This is a genomic window from Streptomyces sp. Inha503, assembly GCF_047215865.1.
GTDB classification, from domain to species: domain Bacteria; phylum Actinomycetota; class Actinomycetes; order Streptomycetales; family Streptomycetaceae; genus Streptomyces; species Streptomyces lycopersici.
In genome coordinates, this window is the sequence record NZ_CP178360.1 from 8,201,119 (window position 1) to 8,227,470 (window position 26,352).

The following is a 26,352-nucleotide window of genomic DNA, read 5'->3' on the forward strand; positions in this document are numbered from 1 at the left end:
GATCAGGGCAAAGTGTCCCGGATTGCGGCATTGACTGTGCGACGGTGCGGGACGTGTCGGGCGAGGATCGTCCGTACGGTGAGCCCGGTGAACGCCATCGGGCCCGCCGGTGACGGTGTGAGTACAGAGTGCCCATGACGGGGGGTCGAAAACGCCCGTACGCGCCCGAGATGGACGCGTACGGATGAGCGAAGGCCGTGCCCGGCCGAAACCGGATGGCGGCCTTGGCGCCTGCGGCGGGCCACGCGGCGGAGCCGCATATAGGTGCTTCCCCCTCCCCGCCCCTTCCCTCAACTGGGGCTCCGCCCCAGACCCCGCTCCTCAATCGCCGGAGGGGCTGATTTCAGCCCGTCCGGGGAAAGCATCGCTCAGCCGACGCGGTCGGCCCAGCGCCCCATCACCTCACCGCGCCGCAGCCGGAACCAGTAGAAGCCGTGCCCGGCCAGGGTGAGCAGATAGGGCAGCTCGCCGATGGCCGGGAACCGGACCCCGCCGATCAGCTCGACTGGATGGCGGCCGGCGAAGGACTGGAGGTCCAGCTCGGTGGGCTGGGCGAAGCGCGAGAAGTTGTTCACGCACAGCACCAGGTCGTCCTCGCCGTCCCGGGTCCTCGGGGCCTCGCGCAGGAACGCGAGGACGGCCGGGTTGGAGGACGGCAGCTCGGTGAAGGAGCCCAGCCCGAAGGCGGGGTTCTGCTTACGGATCTCGATCATCCGGCGGGTCCAGTGCAGCAGCGAGGACGGGCTGCTCATGGCCGCCTCGACATTGGTGACCTGATAGCCGTAGACCGGGTCCATGATGGTCGGCAGGAACAGCCGCCCCGGATCGCAGGAGGAGAAGCCCGCGTTCCGGTCGGGGGTCCACTGCATGGGGGTGCGTACGGCATCGCGGTCGCCGAGCCAGATGTTGTCGCCCATGCCGATCTCGTCCCCGTAGTAGAGGATCGGCGAGCCGGGCAGGGACAGCAGCAGCGCGGTGAACAGCTCGATCTGGTTGCGGTCGTTGTCCAGCAGGGGCGCCAGCCGTCTGCGGATGCCGATGTTGGCCCGCATCCTCGGATCCTTGGCGTACTCCGCGTACATGTAGTCGCGCTCTTCGTCGGTGACCATCTCCAGCGTCAGCTCGTCGTGGTTGCGCAGGAAGATGCCCCACTGACAGCCGGAGGGGATGGCGGGGGTCTTGGCGAGGATCTCCGAGACCGGGTAGCGGGACTCGCGCCGCACGGCCATGAAGATGCGCGGCATCACCGGGAAGTGGAAGGCCATATGGCATTCGTCGCCGCCCGCCGAGAAGTCGCCGAAGTAGTCGACGACGTCCTCCGGCCACTGATTGGCCTCGGCCAGCAGCACGGTGTCCGGATAGTGGGCGTCGATCTCGGCCCGGACGCGCCGGAGCATCTCATGTGTCCGGGGCAGGTTCTCGCAGTCGGTGCCCTCCTCGGCATACAGATACGGGACGGCGTCGAGCCGGAATCCGTCGATGCCCAGGTCCAGCCAGAAGCGCAGGGCGGCCAGTACCTCCTCCTGGACGGCGGGGTTCTCGAAGTTGAGGTCCGGCTGGTGCGAGAAGAAGCGGTGCCAGTAGTACTGCTTACGTACCGGATCAAAGGTCCAGTTGGAGGTCTCGGTGTCGACGAAGATGATCCGGGCGTCCTGGTACTGCTTGTCGTCGTCGGCCCAGACGTAGTAGTCGCCGTACGGTCCGTCCGGGTCGCTGCGGGACTCCTGGAACCACGGATGCTGATCACTCGTGTGGTTCATGACAAAGTCAATGATCACGCGCATCCCGCGCTGATGAGCGGCGTCGACGAACTCCACGAAGTCCGCGAGGTCCCCGAACTCCGGCAGCACGGCGGTGTAGTCCGAGACGTCGTAGCCGCCGTCGCGCAGCGGTGAGGCGAAGAACGGCGGCAGCCACAGGCAGTCCACGCCCAGCCACTGGAGATAGTCCAGCTTGGCCGTCAGGCCCTTGAGGTCGCCGACGCCGTCGCCGTTGCTGTCCTGGAAGGAGCGGACCAGGACCTCGTAGAAGACCGCGCGCTTGAACCAGTCGGGATCGCGGTCGCCCGCGGGCGTGTCCTCGAATGTGTCCGGTACGGGCTCGTTGACGATCATGTTGTGGGTGACCCTCCGATCGGTGAGGACGGTCGCAGGGACAGCACATGCGCCGAAGCCATATCCCGCCCCGGCTCCAGGCGCACATAGTTGTCCCTGCCCCAGTGATAGGTCTCGCCGGTGAGCTCGTCGCGCACCGGGACGGACTCATGCCACTCGAGGCCGAGTTCCGGCATGTTCAACGAGACCGTCGCCTCCTGGGTGTGGTGAGGGTCGAGGTTGACGACCGTGACCACACACGAGTCGCCCGCGCGCTTGGAGTAGACGATGACGGAATCGTTGTCGGCGTGGTGGAATCTGAGGTTGCGCAGCCGGCGCAGGGCGGGATGGCGGCGGCGCACCCGGTTCAGCCGGGCGAGCAGCGGGGTGATCGTTCTTCCCTCGCGCTCGGCCGCCGCCCAGTCCCGCGGCCGCAGCTGGTACTTCTCCGAGTCCAGGTACTCCTCGCCGCCCTGCCGCGCCGGGGTGGACTCGCACAGTTCGTAGCCCGCGTAGACGCCCCAGGTGGGGGAGAGGGTGGCGGCGAGCACGGCCCGCACCTCGAAGGCGGGGCGGCCGCCCTCCTGGAGGTAGGCGTGCAGGATGTCGGGGGTGTTGACGAAGAAGTTGGGCCGCATCCAGGCGGCCGCGTCCCCCGACAGCTCGGTGAGGTAGTCGGTGAGCTCCTGCTTGGTGTTCCGCCAGGTGAAGTAGGTGTACGACTGGTGGAAGCCGACCGCGCCGAGGGCGTTCAGCATCGCCGGGCGGGTGAACGCCTCGGAGAGGAAGAGGACATCGGGGTCGGAGCGGTGGATGTCGCCGAGCACCTTCTCCCAGAAGACCACCGGCTTGGTGTGCGGATTGTCCACCCGGAAGATCCGCACCCCGTGCGCCATCCAGAAGCGCAGCACCCGCTCGGTCTCCCGGACCAGCCCGTGGAAGTCCCGGTCGAAGGCTACGGGGAAGATGTCCTGGTACTTCTTGGGCGGGTTCTCGGCGTACGCGATGGTGCCGTCGGCGCGCCGGTGGAACCACTCGGGGTGCTGGGAGACCCAGGGATGGTCCGGGGAGCACTGGAGCGCGAAGTCCAGCGCCACCTCCATGCGCAGCTCCCGGGCGCGCGCCACGAAGTGGTCGAAGTCCTCGAAGGTGCCGAGGTCGGGGTGGATCGCGTCATGGCCGCCGTCGGCCGAGCCGATGGCCCAGGGCGAGCCCACGTCGAACGGGCCCGCGGAGAGCGTGTTGTTGGGGCCCTTGCGGAAGGCGGTGCCGATGGGGTGGATCGGCGGCAGATAGACCACGTCGAAGCCCGCGGCGGCGATCGCGGGCAGCCGCTCGGCGGCGGTGCGCAGGGTGCCGCTGACCGGCCGCCGCCCCTCGGCCACCTTGGCGCCCTCCGAGCGCGGGAAGAACTCGTACCAGGACCCGAACAGCGCGCGCTCCCGGTCCACCTGGAGCGGCATGGGGCGCGAGGAGCTGACCAACTCCCGCAGCGGGTGGCGGTCGAGGGCCGCGGTCACATCGGGCGCGAGGGCGGCGGCGAGCCGGTCGGCCACCGGGCGGCGCTCGTCGCGCAGCCCGTCGACGGCCGCCAGCACCGCCTCCCGGCCGTCGTTCTTGGGCACTCCGGCCGCGGCCCGCTCATGCAGCCGGGCGCCCTCCTCCAGGACCAGATCGGTGTCGATCCCGGCCGGGACCTTGATGCGGGCGTGATGGCGCCAGGTGGCGATCGGATCGCTCCACGCCTCGACCGTGTACGTCCAGCGGCCGGGCGCGCCGGGGGTGACCTCGGCGCCCCAGCGGTCGGTGCCGGGGGTGAGTTCACGCATCGGGGTCCAGGGGCCGGAGCGGCCGGACGGATCCCGGAGGACCACATTGGCGTTGACCGCGTCATGGCCCTCCCGGAACACGGTGGCACTGACCTCGAAGGTCTCGTCCACCACCGCCTTGGCGGGGCGGCGGCCGCAGTCGATCAGCGGGCGGATATCCAGAATGGGAATGCGACCGATCATAGGATCACCTGACGGCAGTGCGGATGGAGACGCGTTGGCGGCTTTTGTCCTTTGTATCGGTTTTGCCGCCGAGCGTTGGGTTGCGGGCATGACAGCTCCTGTCCGCGTTCACTCTGGTGGGCGGATGGGGTCGGCCATGGGGGGCGCGCGTGGAAAGCCTTCCCCCGCGGAATGGGGAGACAATCCGGGTTCCCGTTAACTACCGGTTCGTAACGCGGGGTACATGAATCGACCCCGCCCGTAGGCGGGGCCGTCCACTCGACGCGTTCTGGGTTTACGTCAGTTGGCCACCCGCAGCAGACGGTTCGGCGAACCCGGGCCCGCGCCGCGCACCCGGCCCTTGCTCGCCCCGGCCGTCAGCGCCGCCCCCACCTGGGCCGGAGTCGCGAAGCGATGGCCGGCGAGATACAGCGCGGCGGCGCCCGCGACATGCGGGGCCGCCATCGACGTCCCCGAGAGCGTCCTGGCCGCGGTATCGCTCGCGTCGGACGCCGAGACGATCCGGTCCCCGGGTGCGAACAGGTCAACTCCCGGGCCCCAGTTGGAGAATCCCGAGCGCCGGTCGGCGCGGTCGGTCGCGCCCACCGTGAGCGCCCCCGGCACCCGGCCCGGCGAGAACGAGGCGGCGGGCCGGTCCTGGTTGCCCGCCGCCACGGTGAAGACCAGACCGGCGGCGATCCCCGCCCGCACCGCCGCGTCCCATTCGGGCAGCGGGGTGGCGGCCGCCGAGCCCAGGCTCAGATTGACCACCGCGGGCCGCCTGGCGTGTCGCAGCACCCAGTCCATTCCGGCCAGCACCTGAGCGATGGTGCCCTCGCCCCGGTCGTCCAGCACCCGTACGGCCACGATCGCGGCCTCCTTCGCCACGCCGTAGCGGGTGCCCGCCGCCGTGGCGGCCACATGGGTGCCATGGCCGTTGCCGTCCTCGGCCACCGGATCGTCGTCCACGAAGTCCCAGCCGGAGCGGGCCCGGCCGCCGAAGTCCTCATGGGAGGTGCGGACCCCGGAGTCGATCACATAGATCGTGGTGCCGCGCCCGCCGCCGCGGGGCGCGGTGTACGCCCCGTCCAGCCGCCGGTCCGGCTGGTCGATCCGGTCCAGACCCCACGGCGGCCGCGCCCGGCCCCGCGGCGGGGCCGGTAACCGCGCCCGGGACCAGCGCAGCGACACCCGCTCGTCCCGGGTCACCGAGGCGATGCGCGGATCGGCCGCCAGCCGCCCGGCCTGTGCCGCGTTCGCCCGTACCGCGTAGCCGTTGAGCGCGGTGCGGTAGACCCGGCGCACCCGCGCCCCGTACCGCTCGATCAGCGCCCGGCCCGTACCCGAAGCCGCCGCGGGCGCTCCCGGGCCCCGCTTCAGGGCGACGATATAGCCTTGGGTCCCCGCGGTACGGCCTTGGATCCCCGCCCCGCCCGAGACCTGGACCCCCTGCGCGGGAACGGTCTGAGCGGGCGACAAGACCACCAGGACCACCGCGACGACGGCGGCCGGCGCCGCCACCCTCCGCCGGGGGCCCGCGGATGCGCATGCCATGGAACGATCCCCTCCCCAACTCGACGGCGCAAGCCTGACGTGGGAGGAAAGATCCCGACAAGGGCGCATCAGGGGGCGTAGAACGCGACGGTCTCCCTCGACAGCAGCCGCAGCGCCGCCTCCGAGGGCGACCCCGGCTCCGCCCCGTACATCAGCAGGGCCTGGCCGCCGGAGTCCGGCAGCCGGGTCATCTCGAAGTCCAGCTCCAGCGCCCCCACCAGCGGGTGGTGGAAGGACTTGGTGCCGAAGGCGCACCGGCGCACCGGGTGGCGCGACCACAGCGCCGCGAACTCCCCGCTCTTCATGGTCAGTTCGCCGACCAGCTCCGCCAGCCGCCGGTCGTCGGGGTGCGCCCCGGCCACCACCCGCAGCGAGGAGACCGCGCGCCGCGCCTCGCCCGCCCAGTCCGGATACAGCTCACGGGTGTGCGGATCGAGGAACAGCATCCGCTGGGTGTTGGGCCGGTCGTCGGGGTGCTCGGGCGCGTCGGCGGGCAGATGCCCGGCGATCAGGGCGTGCCCCAGCGGATTCCACGCCAGGACGTCGAAGCGGAGCCCGAGGACCACGGCCGGTACGCCGTCCATCGCGGCGAGCAGCCGGCGGGTCGCCGGGCGCGCGGACTCGGCGCGCCGCGCGGGGCGGCGCCCGGCGCGCGGCGGACGGGCCAGGTTGCCGAGGTGCGCCCGCTCGTCCGGGCTCAGCCGCAGCGCGCGGGCGAGCGCGTCCAGCACCCCGTCCGAGGCGCCGGTGGACTGGCCCTGCTCCAGCCGGGTGTAGTACGCCACGCTCACCCCGGCCAGCTGCGCCAGCTCCTCGCGGCGCAGGCCCGGGACCCGGCGCCGGGTCCCGTACGTGACCAGGCCGACGTCCTCGGGGCTCAGCCCGGCGCGGCGGGTGCGCAGAAAGCTCCCCAGTTCGGCAGTCGTGTCCATACCCGCCAGTGTCCGGTACGGGCGGGCGCCGTGCCTGTCCCTGTGAGGGTCAGGCACGGCGCCGGGTCATCCGGACGTCACTTGTAGGTGATGGACATCACTTGTAGGTGATGTCCGACGAGCTGTACTTGCAGTAGGTGCCGTCGGGGCCGCTGCCGTTCTCGGTGGGCTCCTTGCCCGTGTTGTTCCCGATGTACTTCTGGCACGGGACGATCTTCTTGCTGCTGTCCCCGATGATCGTGATACCGCGCAGGGTCAGCGAGTCGCCGTAGTTGGTGTTGATCCCGCCGATGGCCTTGCCCGGTGCGGTGACCTCGGTGTTGCTCACGTTGATGGTGCGCTTGTACTGCGACGAGCAGTTGCCGCAGGAGCGGACCAGCTTGCCGAAGTCCTGGACGGCGAAGCCCGAGATGTTGAGCGTGCCGCCGCCGTTGAACTGGAACACCTTGTCGGACGCCTTGCGGGCGCCGCCACCGATGACGTTGTACGTCTTGCCGGTGCCCCGGAAGGTGGCGGCGTCCTCGCCGACGTCCTCCCACCAGACGTTCTGGAGGGTGCAGCTGCCGGCACAGTGCACGCCGTCGGCCGCCGGGGCGCCGAGGATGACGTTCTTCAGCGTGGCGCCGTCCTTCAGGTCGAACAGCGGGTCCTGGCCCTCGTTCTGGCCGCCGGAGCCCAGGTCGCCCGAGCCGTAGTAGCGCTTCATCCCGCCGTCCATGGTGCCGCTGACCGGGATGCTCTTGGTGACCGCCTGCGGGGTGCCGCTGGGCGTGGGCCAGGTGGCGGCGGAGGCCGTGGGCAGGGTCAGCCCGGTGGTGATCGCGCCCGCGGTGAGGGCTACGGCGCCGAGGGCGCCGGCTATCGCCCGGTGCCTGGTGCGTTGTTCAGCCATGTCGGATCTCCTTCTGGGTGGGGGGTTTCACGGGGTGGTGATGGCCGGCCGCGGCGGGGTCGCCATCTTGTTGCCGATGAAGAAGCTGGGGTGCGGGGGCTGGTTGTAGGCCGTGTTCTGCCAGGCCAGCGCCTCGCGGTACTGCCGGTCATGGAGCAGCGTGGTGATCTTCCGGTCGGTCTCGTACGGGGTGGAGTAGATCCGCAGCGCCTTGTTGTCACTGGTCGGCCAGACCACCTCCTCGCGCCAGTCGCCGAGGATGTCGCCGGACAGCGACGGGGTGGCCTTGGTGCCGTTGTTGGAGTGCACCCCGGAGCCGGTGAGCAGCCGGGTGTCACCCGAGGTGCCGTACTTGTCGATATGGGTGCCGTCCAGCAGCTCGCGCACCGGATCGCCGTCCCACCAGGCCAGGAAGTTGATCGAGGAGGGCTTGCGGCCCTTGGTGCCGCCGCCCTCGTCGCGGATCTGGTCGTCCCGCGCGGACCACATCTCGGCGCCGTCGTTGCCCGCCCAGATGTCACCGGCCACGCCGCGCCCGTTGTCGCCGCCGGACGCGGTGGACCACAGCACCTGGCCGGTGCGGGCGTCGGCGAAGTACGAGCCCGGTTTCGAGGAATCCTCGTCCACCTTGAAGTACTCCAGGCCCGCCCGTGAGGGGTCGAGGTCACCGAGGTGGGCGGCGTCGCCATGGCCGTTCTTGTTGGTCCACAGCCCGGAGCCGTTGTCGTCCACGGCCATCGAGCCGTAGACGATCTCGTCCCTGCCGTCGCCGTCCACGTCCCCGGTGGCCAGCGCGTGGTTGCCCTGGCCGTCGTAGCCCTTGCCGGTGTTGGTGGAGCTGTTGGTGTCGAACGTCCACTGGCGGGTGAGCTGGCCTCCGCTGAACCTCCAGGCGGAGATCACGGTGCGGGTGTAGTAGCCGCGCGCCTCGATCAGCGAGGGGGTGGAGCCGTTGAGATACGCCGTCCCGGCCAGGAAGCGGTCCACGCGGTTGCCGTAGGAGTCACCCCAGGAGGAGACGGTGCCGCGCGGCGGGACGTAGTCCACCGTGCTCATCGCGGCGCCCGTACGGCCGTTGAACATCGTCAGATATTCGGGTCCGCTGAGCACATAGCCACTGGAGTTGCGGTAGTCGGCGGACGCGCTGCCGATCGTCTTACCGGCGCCGTCGACCGTGCCGTCCGCGGTCTTCATCGCGATCTCGGCCTGGCCGTCGCCGTCGTAGTCGTACACCTGGAACTGGGTGTAGTGGGCGCCGGAGCGGATGTTACGGCCCAGGTCGATCCGCCACAGCCGCTGCCCCTGGAGGGTGTAGCCGTCGACGATGGTGTTGCCGGTGACGCCCGACTGGGAGTTGTCCTTGGCGTCGGTCGGCTGCCACTTCAGGACGAAGTCCAGGTCGCCGTCGCCGTCGAGGTCGCCCACGGAGGCGTCATTGGCCTCGTAGGTGTAGCCCGAGCCGCCCGCCGGGGGTGAGATCGGCACATCGTAGTACCCCGGGCGGAACTGGATCGCGCTCGGCGAGGCGGGCTGCTCCACCCCGCCCACGACGGCCCGCACGGTGTAGTCGGCGCTGTTCGGGGCGTCCTTGTGGAGATAGTTGGCCGTGGTGATGGGGGAGGAGTTGACCTTGACGCCGCCCCGGTAGAGGTTGAACGTCACCCCGTCCGGGTCGGTGGCCAGCCAGCGCCAGCTGACCAGGTTGTCATTGCCGGTGTGCACGCTCACCAGCCCCCGGTCCAGCTTCTCGAGCTGGGCCGCGGCGGCCGCCTTCGGCGCCGGCCCCTTGCCCTCGGCGGCCTCCGAGACGCTCACCAGCGAGGTGACGGTCAGCGCGCCCGCCGCGCAGGCGGCGGCCAGCATCCGGCCGCGGATCGGCGTCCTCCGCACCGGGGATCTGGGCGGATGAGCGGGGGGCGGAGTGTGCGAACTGTCCCGAGAGCGCACGTGGTCCTCCAAGGCATGGGGGGAAGGTGTGACCCCTAGTCGTCCCCTTGGCCGGAAAGGTTGCCGCCTTCGGGCCGACTTCTCGGGAGCGGGGCGAAACAGCCGAAACAGGGACTCGTCGACCGCTACCGTCGAAGGGTGAAGGCCATTCGTCGATTCAGCGTGCGCCCCGTCCTTCCGGAGCCCCTGCGACCGCTCAACCGGCTGGCGCGCAATCTGCGCTGGTCCTGGCACCCCGAGACCCGCGAGCTCTTCGAGTCCGTGGACCCCGAGGGATGGCGGGAGTCGGGCGGCGACCCGGTACGGCTGCTGGGCGCCGTGCCCCTCTCCCGGCTCGCGGACCTCGCCGAGGACCGCTCCTTCCTGCGCCGTCTCACGGCGGCCGTGGATGATCTGCACGACTATCTGACCGGGCCCCGGTGGTATCAGGGGCGGGTCGCCGCCGAGGACAGGTCCGGGCCGGCCCCGGTCGAGTCCGTACGTGCCGAGTCCCCGGGCGCGTCCGTGCCATCAGACGCGTCCGTTCTTTCTGACACCTCCGTGCCCTCAGGCGCGTCCGTACCCTCTGACACCTCCGTGCCCTCTGACACGTCCGTACCGTCCGTCCCGCCCGCCCTCTCCGGCCTGCCCACCGCCATCGCCTACTTCTCGCCGGAGTTCGGGATCACCGCCGCCCTGCCCCAGTACTCCGGCGGCCTCGGCATCCTCGCCGGTGACCACCTCAAGGCCGCCAGCGACCTCGGCGTCCCCCTGATCGGCGTCGGACTGCTCTACCGCCACGGCTACTTCCGGCAGTCGCTCTCCCGCGACGGCTGGCAGCAGGAGCACTATCCGGTACTGGACCCCGACGAGCTGCCGCTCACCCAGCTGTGCGAGGCGGACGGCCGGCCCGTCCGGATCCCGCTCACCCTGCCCGGCGGCCGTCCGCTCCACGCCCGCGTCTGGCAGGCCCAGGTGGGCAGGGTGCCGCTGCTGCTGCTCGACTCCGACGTGGAGGAGAACGGCCACGGCGAGCGCGAGGTCACCGACCGGCTCTACGGCGGCGGCAGCGAGCACCGGCTGCTTCAGGAGATGCTGCTGGGGATCGGCGGCGTCCGCGCCCTGCGCGCGTACTGCCGGCTCACCGGCCACCCCGCACCCGAGGTGTTCCACACCAACGAGGGCCACGCCGGATTCCAGGGCCTGGAGCGCATCCGCGAACTGATCGCCGACGGCGCCGACTTCGACGCCGCCCATGAGGCGGTGCGGGCCGGGACCGTGTTCACCACCCACACCCCCGTCCCCGCCGGGATCGACCGCTTCGACCGCGAACTGGTCGCCCGCCACTTCGGCGACGACGCCGAGCTGCCCGGGATCGAGGTCGAGCGGATCCTCGCGCTCGGCATGGAGACCTATCCCGACGGCGAGCCCAACCTCTTCAACATGGCCGTGATGGGGCTGCGGCTGGCCCAGCGCGCCAATGGGGTGTCGACGCTGCACGGCCGGGTCAGCCGGGAGATGTTCGCCGGGCTCTGGCCGGGCTTCGACCCCGAGGAGGTGCCCATCACCTCCGTCACCAACGGGGTGCACGCACCCACCTGGACGGCCCCCGAGGTCACCCGGCTCGGCGCCCGCCAGTTCGGTCACCTCGGCGACTCCGAGCTGTGGGAGCTGCGCCGCACCCTGCGCAAGCGGCTGGTCGCCGAGGTCCGGCGGCGGCTGTACGCCTCCTGGCGGCAGCGCGGCGCGGGCACCGCCGAGCTCGGCTGGATCGACGGGGTGCTCGACCCCGACGTCCTCACCATCGGCTTCGCCCGCCGCGTCCCCTCCTACAAGCGGCTCACCCTGATGCTGCGCGACCAGGACCGGCTGATGGAACTGCTGCTCCACCCCGAGCGGCCGATCCAGATCGTCGTCGCGGGCAAGGCCCACCCGGCCGACGACGGCGGCAAGCGCCTCGTCCAGGAACTCGTCCGCTTCGCCGACGACCCCAGGGTGCGCCACCGCCTGGTCTTCCTGCCCGACTACGGCATGGGCATGGCCCAGAACCTCTACCCCGGCTGCGACGTCTGGCTCAACAACCCGCTGCGCCCGCTGGAGGCATGCGGCACCAGCGGTATGAAGGCGGCTCTGAACGGCTGTCTCAACCTCTCCGTCCTCGACGGCTGGTGGGACGAGTGGTACGAGCCGGACTTCGGCTGGGCCATCCCCACCGCCGACGGCGACGCCATCGACGAGACCCGCCGCGACGACCTGGAGGCCGCCGCCCTCTACGACCTGCTGGAGCAGCGGGTCGCCCCGCGCTTCTACGACCGCGGCCTTGACGGCATCCCCGGCCGCTGGATCACCATGGTCCGCCGCACCCTCACCACCCTCGGCCCCAAGGTGCTCGCGGGCCGCATGGTCCGCGAATACGTCGAGCGCCTCTACGCCCCCGCCGCCCGCTCCCACCGGGCCCTGAACCTCGATGCGGCCGCCGAACTCGCCACCTGGAAGACCCGAATCCGCGCCGCCTGGCCGGACGTCTCCGTCGACCACGTCGAGGCCCACCTCACCCCACCCGCCCCGGGCGGCGCCGCGGAACTCGGCTCGACCCTCTCCCTCCGCGTCCGGGTGCGCCTGGGCGCCCTGGACCCGGCGGACGTCGAAGTCCAGGCCGTGGCGGGCCGCGTGGACGACACCGACCACATCACCGACGCCATCCACGTTCCCCTCAAACCCACCGCGGGCCCCGACCTCGAAGGCAGCCGCCGCTACGAAGCCCCCCTGGCCCTCAACCGCACCGGCCCCTTCGGCTACACCATCCGCATCCTCCCCACCCACCCCCTCCTCTCCCACCCCGCCGAACCGGGCCTCATCGCCATCCCCTCGGAGACCACGTCCAAAGCGGCGGGAGTCCTGATGCGCTGAGCCTCCGGCGGCTACTCTGGTGACGGACCGTCCGGCACGGGGGAAAGTGTCGCCCCATGTCCGACGTCTCGGGGTGCACGAAAAAAGCCGGCCGCCGCCCGCGTGGCGGCCGGAATTGCCGACGGTCCCCGGAGAGCGCCGCTCTCCGGCTGTTCGTATTGAGATCTTGGACGTCGGCAGGACCTCAGCTGACCACCGTACGAGGTGGTCGGGCTGAGCCTGCCGGGCCATCGGTTCGACCACCCGACTGAGGGGTGTGAGAACTGGTGGACTGGGACACCGTCACCCTGCTCGTGCTCGCCGCCTTCGGCTTGGCCGGGCTGATACTCACCATGGCAGCGGAGCTCCTGTCCAAGGTCCCGGCCGTCATCGAGGCATGGCGCCGGGTCCGGGCCACATGGCGCGGAGGCGACGACTAGTGGGAGGACCGACATGGGGCCGGTCCCCCGCAACACAACGCGTGCCGCCGACCCGGGCCACGACCGGAACGGAGCCGCCATGGCGGTCGACATCGTCTACGAGACTCATTCGATCACTGAGGACAACGAGAACGGCATCGCCACGGGCTGGCTGCCCGGCAGGCTCTCCGCCGCCGGGCGGCGCGTCGCCGCCGAACTCGGCGACCGCCGCCGCCACGACAACCTCGCGGCCGTCTTCGTCTCCGACCTCCACCGGGCCGTGGAGACCGCCCAGATCGCCTTCTCCAGGACCACCATCCCCATCCACCAGGACCCTCGACTGCGGGAATGCGATTACGGCGAGCTCAACGGCTGCCCCGTGACCACCCTTGCCCCCGAACGCTCCCGGCACATCGACGTCCCGTTCCCCGGTGGCCAGAGCTACCGCCAGGTCATCGCGGCCACCAGGGACTTCCTCCATGACCTCGCCGCCGACTGGAGCGGCCACCGCGTCCTGATCATCGCCCACTCCGCCAACAGATGGGCCCTCGACTGCCTACTGACCGGCGCCTCGATCGAAGACCTGGTCGACGCGCCGTTCAGATGGCAGGACGGCTGGCACTACACCCTTCCCACAGACTGGTCGGCCACCGGAGGCATTGAACCCGGCGAACACTAGGCGGCCAGGCCGGCACCGAGCGAGGCGGCGGCGGCCGGGGCGGATCAGCAACTTTGAGGCGGGCGCTATGCGGTCAGCGCCGAGAGGGTTCGCACACCGGTGCGCGGAGCACCCCGAGGCCATACTCTCAACGACCCGTACGCGCCTGAGACATTCTGCCTCGATGCGCAGCTCACGCAGCCGTGCACCGAGGGCGATACGGCTGGCCTGAAAGTCAGTGCTCTCACGGACGACGGTACCTGTGCCTCAAACTCCCTCGTGGGCACGGCGTGGTGCCATGCGGCGTCACGGATCTGACACGCGCGGACCACTGATTCGGCGTCCTCCAGGACGTGCACGCCCAGGGTCGTTCCCTCGCTGTCGATGACGAACTTGATGACGGTGCGGGAATCGAATAGCCAGAAGTCATAGTCCGGCAAGCCGATACGCTGCGCGTCCGAACGACAGAGGTTCCGGATGTCCTCTCCGGCCTCGACGTTGCCGAGCCCGGAGGCGAGCAGGAACCGTTGCCCCTCTGTGGGAGGCTGGTCAACCAGGCGCACGCGCTCGAAGCGCTTGCCCTGCATCGTCCGTTCGCGAACGTTGATGTGCCAGGGGCTGTCCGGGTTGTAGCCGAAGGTCTCCCCCCGCTGGAAGCGCGGCCAGTTGGGGCTGGTGAGGTCGGAGGCGTAACCCCGCTGTGTCTCCAGCCGCCAGGCAGTGTGCTTGAAGTCCTCGAAGAAGTGGGAGACATCTTCGAAGGAAACGAGATCGGGCACGTTTTCTACTCCTTGGGTGAGTAACGAGTCAGCAACTCGCGTGGGATGACGACGAATGCCTCTGATGCCTTGACGTCTCGGAGTTGGGCAAGGTGCTTGGGGTCGGTGAGCAGATCTCCCTGGACGATAAGATCGCCGGTTTCTTCGATTTCGTAGAGCGTTGGGCAGTTGCCGTGCTCGGACGTCGTGCCGAGGAACCTCAACGCCATAGCTTTCCCCTCCCTTGGGTGGTCGATCAGGTCATCAGAATGTCGTGGATAACGTCGAAGAGACAGGCGATTGCGCGGGATTGCGACGGTCATTCACTCGTGCGTGTTGCTCTGCGCTCCCTTGAGAGGAAGCCAATCTCCGGCTCGCGCGAGATCGTCGAGCAACTTCGAGCAATCGCGTTGAGCAGCAATGAGTGCGCTCCGTAGCGTCTCCGTCACCCACTCGTGCGGAGAAGTTGGCAGCCATGAGAATCACCGAAGAGGCCATCGACGCCATGCGTTCCGAGCGTCACCGAGCAGCCGGAGAAGACGCGAGAGCGATCGCTGAACTGCTGCGAGAGGCACTGGGCCGTCTCGGCTTCACCCCGGACGTAGCCATGCCCCGCGGCGAAAAGAGCGACGCCCTGTTCTGGCCGGTCCTGCGGGGTGAGGTGACGGTCTCGGGCTACCCCATGGTCGCCCTCGGCCGTATCCCGCTCGACAGCGCGAACCGGCTCGCGGAAATCCTCATGCGCGCCCTCACCTCTCGTGGGGTCCGCTCTCACCGAGAGAGCGAGTACATGCACCATCACGGCTACACCTGGCTCGGGTCCGCACACGATCTACTCAAGGATGGTCCCGGCGTCCCCTTCACCCGGAGTTCAGATCCAGCAAGGTCGTTCCCCTGGAATGCGCGCACTGGTTGCTCAAGCCGGTCGCCTTCGTCCAGAGGACCTGGAGCGATGCAGAGCAGGCGGCCGCATGGTTCGGTGAGCAAGTGCGGGCTTCCGCGGCGGCATTCGTGCCGGAGCGCGACCGGGACGCCACTCGGCTCGCCGACGCGATCCGTCGCATGACCGAACGGGTTGCGAGCGGTGAGGACGTGGTCGGCGGCTGGTATCTCACGGGGCGGAGATTCCTGTCCGTGTGCCTGATCGCGTGCAGTCCGCACCGACTGCGCCCCGAGATTCCCTGCCCCGTTGGCACCGCTGAAGGGATCAATCCGGTACCAGGTACTCCCACCGCTTGACGCGTGAACAGCTATGCAAACCGGCCTTCTTGGCTGCCGCCCCGGCCTCCTTCGCGCTGTCCTTGACGACGTTGGCGGTCACGGCGAGCAGCAGTTCCATGCCGGGTTTGAGGTTCTGGATGACGCTGTGCATCGTGTACAGCTCTTTCGCGTACGCGTCCAGCTTGCCCAGCCAGGTGTTCAGCGCGGCCCGGTCGGCCGCGGAATCTGGTTGGGGCAGCTCTTTGACGTCCTTCCGCAGGTCCCTGATCAGAGTGTTCCGCTTGAGGACCTTCGTCAGGTCGTCCGAGCCGAGCGTCTTGCCGTAGGCCAGGTCCCCGGTGAACCGGTCGGTGATGGTGTCGCACTTCTTGTCGGCACTCTCGACCAACCCTGGAGGCGACGACGAGCAACCGCCCAGGGCGACGACGGTGACCAGCGCGGCCGCACCGGCGGCGCTCGCTTGCCAGGGCGCGCGGGACCACTGTGGTCGATGGCAATAGGTGCTCTCGTCGCGCATGTCATCCCGTTCCGCCGTGGGCCATGGCGGAACGGGACGCCCCGGCCGCCAGCCGGGATGCTCTCGCGCCTGCTCGGGACCCCTCCCCGGACCGCGCGCATCGCCGGGGAGGGGCGAGTTGTCCGGTTGTGTACTGTCCGTTGTTCAATGTGCCTCGTAGGCTCGCGGGTTGGCTGTCCGCCCGTCGCAGGAGGTGTTGTGCGAGACCAGAAGATGTACTGCTACACCTGTGGAACTGACGAGATGCACCGTCGGCTCACTGCCGGCGAGAAGGCTTGGGTGAAGAACAGCACCCGCCGGAAGAGCGTCGAGGACGTCTTCATGTGCAAGGCGCCGAACTGCCGCAACCTGCGCACCGGTTTCCAGAAGCGTCCCTTCGACCCCATCCTCCGTCTGCCGGACGACCTCTGACCCCAGATGAACGGCGTCGTGCGGCAGGCGGTTGCCGTACGGCGCCGTCGTGGTGCTCGCGCCCCCTTCGCGCCCGTGGGGGTTGAACGCGGGACGAACATTGGATGAGAGGTGGGCCGCATCGGCCACATGTGCGTTCTTGGAGCGTACATTCGCCCCCCTGAAGCCATTGCATGCACGGGGGGCAACCATGAAGTGGCTGGAGCAATTGACGGCGCCCGAGAATCTACTCGCCCTGCTCGGCGTCGTGGTGACGGTCGGGGGACTGTCGTATGAGCGGCTGATTCCCGGGCGGAAGCGTATCGGTTATCGCGTGCAGATGGACACGTTGATAGACGACAGCACCCAGGACGGGCCGATTCATCAGCGGTTGCGGATGCTGGAAAATACCCCGGATCTGGCCGGGGCCTCGCTCGTCCTGTTGCGGATTGAGAATGATGGGTTTCGGAGCATTGACGCCGACGACTACATCACGGCACCGGCGACGAACCATCGCGGGCTCACCGCGACCTTTCCCAATCGCACCGTGCGGGATGTGGCGGTCACCGAGCCCAGCCATCCGGATCTGCTGCGGCATCTGCCGCAGCGCGGGACGCCGGAGAATCCCGGGCTGGTCTGTGCGGGCAATGAGATCTCGCTGCCCCGGGTGCCGCTGAACAAGGGGGATCACTTCAAGCTGCTGGTGCTGCTGACGGGTGCCGGGACCGATAAGCCGCCGCATGTGGGCGGGCGGATCAAAGAGGGCAGGATCCGCAACAATGAGAAGTTCCGGCGGCCCAGCAATCGGATGCTCGGGCTGATCGGCAGTCTGCTGGCCATGCTGATGCTCCAGTCGTTCGGTATGCAGTTGTGGCGGGACGATCCGCTGCCGCGCGGCTGCGCCGAGGGGAATCTGACGATCGTCGGCTCGACCGCGTTCAAGCCGGTGGCGCAGGACGCGGGCGAGGCGTATCAGGCGGATTGCCGGGATGCCCATGTCACGGTGGAGGCGCAGGGCAGTGGGCGCGGCACGAAGGCGCTGATCGACGCGGGGGAGGCGGCGAAGGGCGGATTCCCGTCGTATCTCGCCTTTTCCGACGGCCCGGAGGGGGATGGGGACCCCAAGCTCAAGGAGCATCTGGTGGCGCTGTCCGTGTTCAGCGTGGTGGTGAACAAGGACGTACGGATGACCGATCTCTCGCTCGACGAGCTCCGCAGGCTCTACTCGGGCCGGATCACCAACTGGAACCAGCTCCCCGGCGGGCCCGATCTGCCGGTGCGGCTGGTGAGCCGGGACGCGAAATCGGGGACGCGTGGAGTGTTCGAGAGCCGGGTGCTGAGGCGTAATGAGATCTCGCGGACGTCCGACAACTGCCGGACCCCGAAATTCTCCGGGGACGCCGTCGTGCGCTGTGAACTCGACAGCACGGGCGAGGTGTTGAAGACGGTGGCGAACACCCCCGGTGCGATCGGCTACGCCGAATTGCACTCCGCCGAGGAGAGCGCGCGGAAGGGGGATCTCCATCTGGTGGCACTCGACAAACGCAGGCCTTCCATCGACGCGGTGCGGGAGCGGATCTATCCCTTCTGGGAGCCGGAGTACGCGTACACCTACACCGCGCCGCCCCCGAACTCCCTGACCTCGAAGTTCCTCGACTATCTGGCCGGGGACACCGGGCGGAACCTCATCGAGACCCACGGCCATCTGCCCTGCGCCGCCGCCGAGAACCAGCGGGCGTGCCAGCTGGCCACCGGCGGACGGTAGGGGATAGCGGGGCGACCGGTCGGCCGGGTCCGGAAGCCCGGCCGACCGGCGGGGCTCACTTCACGTTCACGCCGCCCCAGGCGTTGTCGACCGCCTTGTACTCCGCGCTGCTCGCGCCGTACAGCGCCTTCGCGGCCTTGAGGGTCGCGGTGCGGGCCTTGGCGTAGTTGGTGGTCGAGGTCATGTACGTGGTCAGGGCCTTGTACCAGATCTTCTCGGCCTTGGCGCGGCCGATGCCCTTGACGGTGCGGCCGTCCTTGGTCGGGCTGTCGTAGGTCACCCCGCCGATGACCTTGCGGCCGCTGCCCTCGGACAGCAGGTAGAAGAAGTGGTTGGCGATACCGGAGGTGAAGTGCGGGTCGTCGTTGCCCACACCGCTCTTCCAGTAGTCGTAGGACAGGCCGTCCTTGCTTGGCTTGTCCATGTAGCGCAGCGGAGTGCCGTCGCCGTTGATGTCGATCTTCTCGCCGATGAGGTAGTCACCGGGGTCCTTGGCGTTCTTGGCGTACCACTCCACGGCGGTGCCGAAGATGTCGGAGGTGGCCTCGTTGAGCCCGCCGGACTCGCCGCTGTACTCGAGGTTGGCGGTGGCCGAGGTGAGCCCGTGGCTCATCTCGTGGCCCGCGACGTCGAGCGAGGTGAGGGGCTTCTTGTTGCCGGCGCCGTCGCCGTAGGTCATGCAGAAGCAGTCGTCGTCCCAGAAGGCGTTCTCGTACGCGTCTCCGAAGTGGACGCGGGAGTACGCGGCCTTGCCGTTGCCCTTGATGCCGTTCCGGCCGAGCACCTTCTTGTAGTAGTCCCAGGTCATCGCGGCGCCGTAGTGGGCGTCCACGGCGGCGGTCTGGGCGATGGTGGGCTTGCCGTTGCCCCAGACGTTGTTGGCGTCGTAGAAGGCCGACCCCTTCTTGGTCTCGTCCCACGAGTGCTTGAGGTTGTACGTCTGGTGGCCGCCGCGCGCGGTGTCCTTGAGCAGCCACTGGCTGCCGCTCTTGACCGAGCCGACGGTGACCTTGCCGTTGTGCTGACCGGTGCCGGTGCCGTTCTCGACGGCCTGGTACTCGTAGAGCTTCCGGCCGGAGTCGGCGTCGGTGATGACGTGCAGCTTGCTGGGCGTACCGTCCTTCCGCACCCCGCTGACGACCGTCTCGTACGCGAGGGTGGGCTTGCCGGTGGCGGCCCAGATCACCTTGCGCGCGTTGTCGGCGTCCGTCTTCTTGTCGCCCGCGGCCCGCGCGGCGCCGAGGGCGGACCGCTCGGCGCCGGAGGGGGCGATGGCGGCGCTGGTGTCGGTGACCTCGATGTCGGCGTCGGTCGCCTTGTCGACACCCTGGGAGGCGCCGCTCGCCGACTCATGGACGATCAGATCGCCGCCGAGGACCGGCAGTCCGGCGTAGGTCCGCTCGTAGCGGGTGTGGGTGGTGCCGTCGGCATCCTTGACGACGTCCTTGACGACCAGCTTCTCCTTGGCCCCGAGCCCCAGCGACTTGGCGGTGGAGACGGCGGTGGAGCCCGCCTCCCGCAGCAGCTCGGCGCGGGCCGAGGGGGAGGGCGAGACGGTGGTGGCACCCGAGCGGGTGGCCGAGGAAGGGGCCGAGGAGGGGGCCGCGTTCGCGGATCCGGCGGTGGCGCCGGCGGCGAGCAGGGAGGCGGCCAGGGTAGCCGCTCCGGCGGCGAGGGCGGTACGCGAGCGTCTGAGACGGGATATGCCGGATATGGCTGACGTCGAACGTGAATCCACGCGTATCTCCAGTTGTGATGGGGAGTTGGGCGAAGCTTCCGCCCAACGCGACAAAGATGTCGCTTTGCCGTGGATATAAACATACCGGTGCCCGGGGCCTCAGGCCCCGGGCACCGGCAGAGTGTCGTGCGGTAACTCCGCTGGTTTTACTTGACGTTGACCCCGGCCCAGGCGGCGTCCACGCCCTTGGACTCGGCGCTGTCGGCGCCGTACAGGTCCGTGGCGGCCTTCAGCGTGGCCTCACGGGCGGCGTGGTAGTCGGTGTTGGAGGTCATGTACGTGGTCAGGGCCTTGTACCAGATCTGCTCGGCCTTGTCCCGCCCGATGCCCTCGACCTTGGAGCCGTCGGAGGTGGGGCTGTCGTACTTCACACCGTTGATCTCCTTCGCGCCGCTGCCCTCGGACAGCAGGTAGAAGAAGTGGTTGGCGACGCCGGAGGAGTAGTGCACGTCCTGGTCGCCCACGTCGTCGGACCAGTTGTCCGCGGACTGGCCGTCCTTGCTGGGCTTGTCCATGTAGCGCAGCGGGGTGCCGTCGCCGTTGATGTCGATCGCCTCGCCGATGAGGTAGTCACCGACGTCGGTGGTGTTCTTGACGTTGAACTCCACCGAGGTGCCGAAGATGTCGGAGGTGGCCTCGTTGAGGCCGCCCGACTCGCCGGTGTACTCCAGGCCCGCGGTCTTGGAGGTGACGCCGTGGCTCATCTCGTGACCCGCCACGTCGAGCGCGGTCAGCGGGGCCTTGTTGCCCTGGCCGTCGCCGTAGGTCATGCAGAAGCAGCTGTCGTCCCAGAAGGCGTTGACGTAGTTGTCGCCGTAGTGCACGCGGGAGTAGGCGCCCTTGCCGTCGCCCGCGATGCCGTCACGGCCGTGCACGTTCTTGTAGTAGTCCCAGGTGGCGGCGGCGCCGTAGTGGGCGTCGACGGCGGCGGTCTGGGGGTCGTCCGGCTTGCCGGTGCCCCAGTTGTCGTCGTCGTCGGTGAAGGCCTTGCCCTCGCCGTCCTCCTTGTTCTCCAGGTTGGTGGTCTTGTGGCCGCCGCGGTCGGCGTCGGTCAGGGTGTAACCGCTGCCTTCCTTGCTGGTACCGAGCTCGACCGAGCCGCTGTACTCGCTCTCGCCCTTGCCGGTCTCGATGCCCTGGTACTCGTAGAGCTTCTTGCCGGTGGCGGCGTCGGTGATGACGTGCAGCTGGTTCGGGGTGCCGTCCTTCTGCACCCCGCCGACGACGGTCTCGTAGGCGAGGGTGGGCTTGCCGTCGGCGGCCCAGATCACCTTGCGCGGGGCCTGGTCGGCCGCGGCCTTGGTGGTGTCGTCGGCCTTGGCCAGCTTGACGGCCGACTTCGCCGCGGCGCTCGGGGCGATCCCGGCCGTGGTGGAGGCGACCTTGACGGTGGCCTTGGTGGCCTTGGTGACGCTCCGGACGTCACCGCCCTTGGCGCGGTGGACGATCAGGTCGCCACCGAGGACGGGCAGACCGTCGTAGGTGCGGTCGTAGCGGGTGTGGGTGGTGCCGTCGGCGTCCTTGATGACGTCCTTGACGACCAGCTTCTCCTTGGCGCCGAGGCCGAGCGACGAGGCGATGTCCGCCTTGGTCGCGTTGGCCTCGCGGAGCAGCTCGGCACGGGCCGAGGCGGTGAGCGCCGCGGGCTGGGCGCCGGACTTGGCCGGGGCGGCGCCCGCGGTGCCGGTGCTCAGTCCGGAGGCGAGCAGGGCCGCCGCGGCGACCGCGGTACCGGCCGCGATGGCGGAACGCCGCTTCGCGGCACCGGATATGGGCATGCTGAAGGTCTTGCGCACGCGATCTCCTCGTTGCTGTGGGGGGTCAGCGCCGGGCTGCGGGGAAGTGCGGCCCGGTGCTGAACAAGAGGTACTGATGCGTAATGCGTTGGGCAGACTGTCACACAAGTCCGGGACATGTCACGGGTTTCACGACAGGTCGAAGGGAAAATGTTCGTTGAATGCTGATCAACCTTCGGATTCCGGACAACCGGACGTAAGGCCATGGACCGAAAGAGGCGCCGCCAGGGGGAGTCGGGTCGACCCCTGGCGGCGCCTGTCCTGAGTGAGCCTCACGGCTCGGTCAGGAGGTCAGAGCGTCAGAACCTTCAGAACGTCAGCTTCCAGCTGTTGATGTAGCCGGTGTCCTGGGCGTACATGTCCTGAACCCTCAGCTTCCAGGTACCGACCGCGGTCTCCGAGGACGCGTCCACGGTGTACGTGGTCCGTACATCGTCCGCCGAGTCGAAGAGGCTGGCGCTCTTCAGCCGGTAGGCCGTGCCGTCCGGGGCCACCAGGTCGATCACCAGGTCGCCGCGGTAGGTGTGCACGATGTCCACGCCCACCTGGAGGTTGCTGGGCGCGTTGCCGGCCCGGCTCACCGAGATCGGCGAGGTGATCGGCTCACCCGCGTCCGGGATGGAGATGTCGGCGGCGTTCTCGAAGACATTGCCGCCGCTGGTGTTCACCGTCCAGGTGAAGGACGCCGTACCCGTCTTGCCTGCCGAGTCGGTCACCGTGACGGTCACCGCGCTCGACCCCTCCGTGGTCGGGGTGCCGGAGATCAGACCGCTGGCGGAGTCGATGGCCAGGCCCGCGGGGAGCCCACTGGCCGCGTAGCTCAGCGCGCCCGGGTTGGAACTGGTCGCGGTGATCTGGAGGCTGGTGGCCTGGTCGACGATGCTGGTCTGGTCGCCGGGCGGGGTGACGGTGACGCCGTCCGCGATCCGGGTGCCCACGTTGACCCCGGCCCAGGCGTTGGCCACCGCGTTGTACTGCGCGCTGCCCTGGCCGAACAGCTCGCCCGCCGCCCACAGCGTGGCGTCGCGGGCGCCCGCGTAGTTGGTGTTGGAGGTCATCCGCTGGCTCAGCGCCTTGAACCAGATCTTCTCCGCGTTGTCCCGCCCGATGCCGGTGACCGGGAGGTTGTCGTACGTCGGGCTGTTGTAGCTCACGCCGTTGATGACCTTGGCGCCGCTGCCCTCGGAGAGCAGGTAGAAGAAGTGGTTGGCGATGCCGGACGAGTAGTGGACGTCCACATTGCCGACACCGGAGTACCAGCTGTCCTTGGAGGCCCCGTCCTTGCTGGGCTTGTCCATGTAGCGCAGCGGGGTGCCGTCACCGTTGATGTCGATCTTCTCGCCGACGAGGTAGTCACCGGGGTCGCTCGCGTTGTTCGCGTAGAACTCGACGGCGGCGGCGAAGATGTCGGAGGTGCCCTCGTTGAGCCCGCCGGACTCACCGCTGTAGGTGAGGTTGGCGGTGGCCGCGGTGACACCGTGGCTCATCTCGTGCGCGGCGACATCGATGGAGGTCAGCGGCTTGGCGTTGCCCGAGCCATCGCCGTAGGTCATGCAGAAGCAGGCGTCCTGCCAGAAGGCGTTGACGTAACCGCTGCTGTAGTGGACCCGGGAGTACGCGCCGACGCCGTCGCCCCGGATACCGGTGCGGCCGTGGACGTTCTTGTAGTAGTCCCAGGTCTCGGCGGCGCCGTAGTGCGCGTCCACCCCGGCGGTCGCGGCGTCGGAGGTGGTGCCGTTGCCCCAGACGTCGTCGGCGTCGGTGAACAGGGTGCCGGTGCCCGAGGTACCGCGATTGAGGTTGTACGTCTTGTGGTTGCCGCGCCCTGCGTCGGTGAGGTTGTACGAGCCCGAGCTGCCGGAGGTGCCGAGGGCCACCTGGCCGCTGTACTGGCTGTTCCCGGTGCCCGTCTTGACGCCCTGGAACTCGAACAGCTTCTTGCCGGTGGCCGCGTCGGTGATGACGTGCAGCTCGTTCGGGGTGCCGTCCTCCTGGAGGCCGCCGACGACCGTCTCATACGCGAGGGTCGGGGTGCCCTTCGCGGCCCAGATCACCTTGCGGGGGGCCCGGTCGGCCGAGGTCTTCCGCGAGCCCTGCGCGTTCGCCGCCCGCACGGCGGCCTTCTCGGCGGTGGCGGGCGCGACGGCGGCGCTGGTGGTCGGGACGGTCAGCCGGGCCTTGGTGGCCTTGGCGACGGTCAGCGGCGCGCCGCTCTTCGCCCGGTCGACGACCAAGTCGCCGCCGAGGACGGGGAGTCCGGCGTAGGTGCGCTCGTAGCGGGTGTGGGTCGTACCGTCGGCGTCCTTGATGACGTCCTTGACGACCAGCTTCTCCTTGGCCCCGAGCTTGAGGTCCTTGGCGGCCTCGCCCTTCGCGGCGTCGGCCTGGCGGATCAGCTCGGCGCGCTGGGCGGGGGACAGCTTCACGGGGAGGGCGCCGCGGTCGGGGGCGCCGGAGATCGTGGGGGCGGCGGGGCGGTCGGCGGCGCTCGCGGCGTTCGCGGAGTCGTCCGGGCGGGCGGCGGCGGTGCCGCTCTGGAAGCCGACGCCGATCATCGCCGCCGCGACGACCAGCACACCGGTCGCGATGGCCCGATTGCCCGGGGTGCGGCCGGATCTGCGGCTACTGGGTCTGAGGTGCCGTTGGGGGAGCGATCTCACGCTGACTCCTTCTGCGCTGGCCGCGCGGTGGCACGGCCGGGACGACCGGGCGGCTGGGTCGCCGTCCGGGCAGGGCAGGGCAGAGCGGGTGCGCACCCTGGCGTTACCGGGTGCGCCCGGCCGCAGACGAACGACTGGGCGCGGTCGCGGTGCGACCAGGGGGTGTGGGGGGCTCGGGTGGCTGTGGCGTGGTTGCGGCTTCGGGCGCGGCGATGGGCTGGGGGAAGCGCCGCGCCTCGGCCGAGGGAAGAGTGGCACCAATGGACTCGACCTGTCAGGATCGCGACAAAAACTTGTCCGGAAAGCGTCCGTTGACAGGTGTGCCGTGTTCATATGACGGTGATTTACGGTCAATTTCGGTAAGGGGCGATGTCGGTGGCGTATCCCGGCATCACCCGCCATGTCCCCCCTCGAACCGCCGAGCCCCCCGAACTCGGCGAACCCGATCCGCGCCGTCAGCGCGCGGGGGAGTCGAAGTGTGGCTCCTCGCGCAGCAAAGCGCTCAGATCGGCGCCCGGACGCAGCTCCTCCGGGTCCTCGCCCCGGCGGAAGAGGATGGCCCCGGCGTCGATGCCGCCCAGGGTCAGCCGGTCCGCGTTCCGGCGCAGCCAGGTGCCCTCGCGCAGGCCGAGTACGGGGACGTCGTTCTCCTCGAGGAACTGGTCGAGTCGCTGGGCCCTTGTCTCGCCCATGTGGGCGGTGTCCGGCTTGGCGTCGAGGTAGTGCGGGTTGATCTGGAACGGCAGCAGGCCCAGCGCCTCGAAGGTGAGCGGCTGCACGATGGGCATGTCGTTGGTGGTGCGCAGGGTCGGGCAGGCCATGTTGGTGCCCGCGCTGGAGCCCATGTAGAGCGCGCCCGAGGCCACCCGCTCCCGTATCGCCCGGACCAGACCGCGCTCGTGCAACGCCTTGAGCAGCCGGAAGCTGTTGCCGCCGCCGACGAACACCGCCTGCGCCCCGCGCACAAGACCGGCCGGGTCGTCGGCGGTGTGCGCACCGGTGACCTCCACGCCCAGCGGCTCCAGGGCCGAGGCCACCTGGGCGGTGTAGCCGTCGTGGTCGGCCAGCGCGTACGGCACGAAGACCAGCCGCCGCGCGCCGTCCAGCGCCGAGGCGATCTCCTCCCGCGCGTGTTCCAGATAGCCACGGCCGGGCGCGGCGGAGTTCGACAGCAGCAGCAACTGCATGAGGGGGCCTTTCCGAGACGGGTCAGGAGACGGGTCAGGAGACGGGTAACGAGACGGGTAACGAGACCGATCACAAGGGGGGCGGCGGGGCGCCGGGCGGCTCGGCGCCGACGTCGCGCCGTTCAGCGCCGCTCGCGGTGCGGGGCGCGCCGAGGCCGGGCGGGCGTCAGCGCCCGGCCCAGATCGGCGGCGCCTTGCAGCAGCGGTGCCACCAACTGCTCCCGGCGCGGGCGCAGCACCTCGGGGGTGGCGGCCAGGGTCAGGGTGCCCACCGGACGTCTGCCCACCAGAACCGGCGCCGCGAGCGCCGCGGTGTCCGGATCGTACTCGCCCTCGGAGTAGGCGTAGCCCTCGCGCCGCACCTCGGAGAAGCGCTCCTCGAGCCGCACCGGATCGGTCAGGGTGTGCTCGCCGAAGCGCGCCATCGGGCGGCCGTACAGCAGCACGGCCCGGTCACCGGGCGCGAGCATACCGAAGTAGGCGCGGGAGGTGGCCCCGGCGTGCGCCGGGTACAGCTCGCCCGCCAGCACGTAGTAGCGCAGCGGGCCGGTGGCCCCGTCCACCGCCGCGACGCAGCGCATATGCACCCCGTCCGGGACCGCGAACAGCGCGTTCACCCCGACCGCCCCGGCCAGCGCCTCCAGGGTGGGCCGGGCCAGGCTGGCCATGCCGCCGCCCCGCTCCCACACCCAGGACAGATGCCACACCGCCGGGCCCAGCCGGTAGCGGCGTGAGCGCTTGTCGGAGACCAGGAAGCCCCGGTAGGCGAGCGCGGCCAGCAGCCGCTGGGCCACCGACTTGTCCAGCCCGAACTCCTCGGCGATCTCGGTGACGCCCCACTCCGGGCGCTCCCGGTCGAAGGACAGCAGCACATTCAGCACGCGGTCCGCGGTCTGGAGGGGTGGGGCGCCGGTTACGGGCGTCTGTTCAGCCATGACGAAAGGGTAAACATTCTCGGATATAGAG

The 26,352-nt window shown here is 69.6% G+C and carries 19 protein-coding genes; 5 read left to right on the forward strand and 14 right to left on the reverse strand.

Features of this window, described 5'->3' with window-relative positions; genetic code table 11:
• Positions 1–368: 368 nt before the first annotated feature.
• From treS to ACJX2R_RS34940, 6 genes are all read right to left on the reverse strand, one after another.
• On the reverse strand, positions 369–2,114 hold the full coding sequence (gene treS / locus ACJX2R_RS34915) for a maltose alpha-D-glucosyltransferase (protein ID WP_413103356.1): 1,746 nt from the start codon (positions 2,112–2,114) through the stop codon (positions 369–371).
• The gene (locus tag ACJX2R_RS34920) at positions 2,111–4,105 is read right to left on the reverse strand and encodes an alpha-1,4-glucan--maltose-1-phosphate maltosyltransferase (protein WP_413103357.1); all 1,995 of its coding nucleotides are present in this window, start codon (positions 4,103–4,105) and stop codon (positions 2,111–2,113) included. Before ACJX2R_RS34920 ends, treS begins: the two co-directional genes overlap by 4 nt.
• A gap of 279 nt (positions 4,106–4,384) precedes the next feature.
• Positions 4,385–5,638 (reverse strand): S8 family peptidase, encoded by a 1,254-nt coding sequence (locus ACJX2R_RS34925; RefSeq protein WP_413103358.1) that lies wholly within the window; start codon positions 5,636–5,638, stop codon positions 4,385–4,387.
• 68 nt (positions 5,639–5,706) lie between these two features.
• Positions 5,707–6,570: a helix-turn-helix domain-containing protein gene (locus tag ACJX2R_RS34930; protein ID WP_413103359.1), complete on the reverse strand. Its 864-nt coding sequence runs from the start codon at positions 6,568–6,570 to the stop codon at positions 5,707–5,709.
• A 97-nt stretch (positions 6,571–6,667) separates the two neighbouring features.
• Positions 6,668–7,462 (reverse strand): pectate lyase, encoded by a 795-nt coding sequence (locus ACJX2R_RS34935; protein ID WP_413103360.1) that lies wholly within the window; start codon positions 7,460–7,462, stop codon positions 6,668–6,670.
• A gap of 27 nt (positions 7,463–7,489) precedes the next feature.
• Positions 7,490–9,325, reverse strand: coding sequence for a rhamnogalacturonan lyase (locus ACJX2R_RS34940; protein ID WP_413106014.1), 1,836 nt, complete (start codon positions 9,323–9,325; stop codon positions 7,490–7,492).
• 222 nt (positions 9,326–9,547) lie between these two features.
• Here ACJX2R_RS34940 and glgP point away from each other — a divergent pair, with 222 nt between their 5' ends.
• From glgP to ACJX2R_RS34955, 3 genes are all read left to right on the forward strand, one after another.
• On the forward strand, positions 9,548–12,298 hold the full coding sequence (gene glgP / locus ACJX2R_RS34945; RefSeq protein ID WP_413103361.1) for an alpha-glucan family phosphorylase: 2,751 nt from the start codon (positions 9,548–9,550) through the stop codon (positions 12,296–12,298).
• A 266-nt stretch (positions 12,299–12,564) separates the two neighbouring features.
• A complete protein-coding gene (locus ACJX2R_RS34950) occupies positions 12,565–12,717 on the forward strand; it encodes a hypothetical protein (protein ID WP_262701643.1) in 153 nt (50 codons plus the stop codon).
• Positions 12,718–12,796: 79 nt separating this feature from the next.
• The gene (locus ACJX2R_RS34955; RefSeq protein WP_413103362.1) at positions 12,797–13,375 is read left to right on the forward strand and encodes a histidine phosphatase family protein; all 579 of its coding nucleotides are present in this window, start codon (positions 12,797–12,799) and stop codon (positions 13,373–13,375) included.
• Positions 13,376–13,440: 65 nt separating this feature from the next.
• Here ACJX2R_RS34955 and ACJX2R_RS34960 read toward each other — a convergent pair whose 3' ends face one another.
• From ACJX2R_RS34960 to ACJX2R_RS34970, 3 genes are all read right to left on the reverse strand, one after another.
• Positions 13,441–14,133 carry a DUF6879 family protein gene (locus ACJX2R_RS34960; protein ID WP_413103363.1) on the reverse strand — a complete coding sequence of 231 codons (693 nt, stop codon included), beginning with the start codon at positions 14,131–14,133 and terminating at the stop codon, positions 13,441–13,443.
• Between the two features lie 5 nt (positions 14,134–14,138).
• Entirely contained in the window at positions 14,139–14,435 is a 297-nt protein-coding gene (locus ACJX2R_RS34965; RefSeq protein ID WP_413103364.1) for a hypothetical protein, read from the reverse strand.
• An 884-nt stretch (positions 14,436–15,319) separates the two neighbouring features.
• On the reverse strand, positions 15,320–15,850 hold the full coding sequence (locus ACJX2R_RS34970) for a hypothetical protein (RefSeq protein WP_413103365.1): 531 nt from the start codon (positions 15,848–15,850) through the stop codon (positions 15,320–15,322).
• Positions 15,851–16,129: 279 nt separating this feature from the next.
• Between ACJX2R_RS34970 and ACJX2R_RS34975 the strand changes: the two genes are divergently transcribed.
• Positions 16,130–16,261: a hypothetical protein gene (locus ACJX2R_RS34975; protein ID WP_413103366.1), complete on the forward strand. Its 132-nt coding sequence runs from the start codon at positions 16,130–16,132 to the stop codon at positions 16,259–16,261.
• 190 nt (positions 16,262–16,451) lie between these two features.
• Positions 16,452–18,005 carry a phosphate ABC transporter substrate-binding protein gene (locus ACJX2R_RS34980; protein WP_413103367.1) on the forward strand — a complete coding sequence of 518 codons (1,554 nt, stop codon included), beginning with the start codon at positions 16,452–16,454 and terminating at the stop codon, positions 18,003–18,005.
• 55 nt (positions 18,006–18,060) lie between these two features.
• On the opposite strand, the gene ACJX2R_RS34985 is transcribed toward ACJX2R_RS34980, so the two are convergent.
• The 5 genes from ACJX2R_RS34985 to ACJX2R_RS35005 form a co-directional block, all read right to left on the reverse strand.
• Entirely contained in the window at positions 18,061–19,743 is a 1,683-nt protein-coding gene (locus tag ACJX2R_RS34985; RefSeq protein ID WP_413103368.1) for a M4 family metallopeptidase, read from the reverse strand.
• Between the two features lie 146 nt (positions 19,744–19,889).
• Positions 19,890–21,521, reverse strand: coding sequence for a M4 family metallopeptidase (locus ACJX2R_RS34990; RefSeq protein ID WP_413106015.1), 1,632 nt, complete (start codon positions 21,519–21,521; stop codon positions 19,890–19,892).
• 326 nt (positions 21,522–21,847) lie between these two features.
• Positions 21,848–24,094, reverse strand: a complete 2,247-nt coding sequence (locus ACJX2R_RS34995; protein ID WP_413106016.1) for a M4 family metallopeptidase — start codon at positions 24,092–24,094, stop codon at positions 21,848–21,850.
• A gap of 560 nt (positions 24,095–24,654) precedes the next feature.
• Complete coding sequence (gene pepE, locus ACJX2R_RS35000) at positions 24,655–25,386, reverse strand: dipeptidase PepE (protein WP_413103369.1); 732 nt, start codon at positions 25,384–25,386, stop codon at positions 24,655–24,657.
• 122 nt (positions 25,387–25,508) lie between these two features.
• Positions 25,509–26,321 (reverse strand): IclR family transcriptional regulator, encoded by an 813-nt coding sequence (locus ACJX2R_RS35005; protein ID WP_262701657.1) that lies wholly within the window; start codon positions 26,319–26,321, stop codon positions 25,509–25,511.
• Positions 26,322–26,352 lie beyond the last annotated feature (31 nt).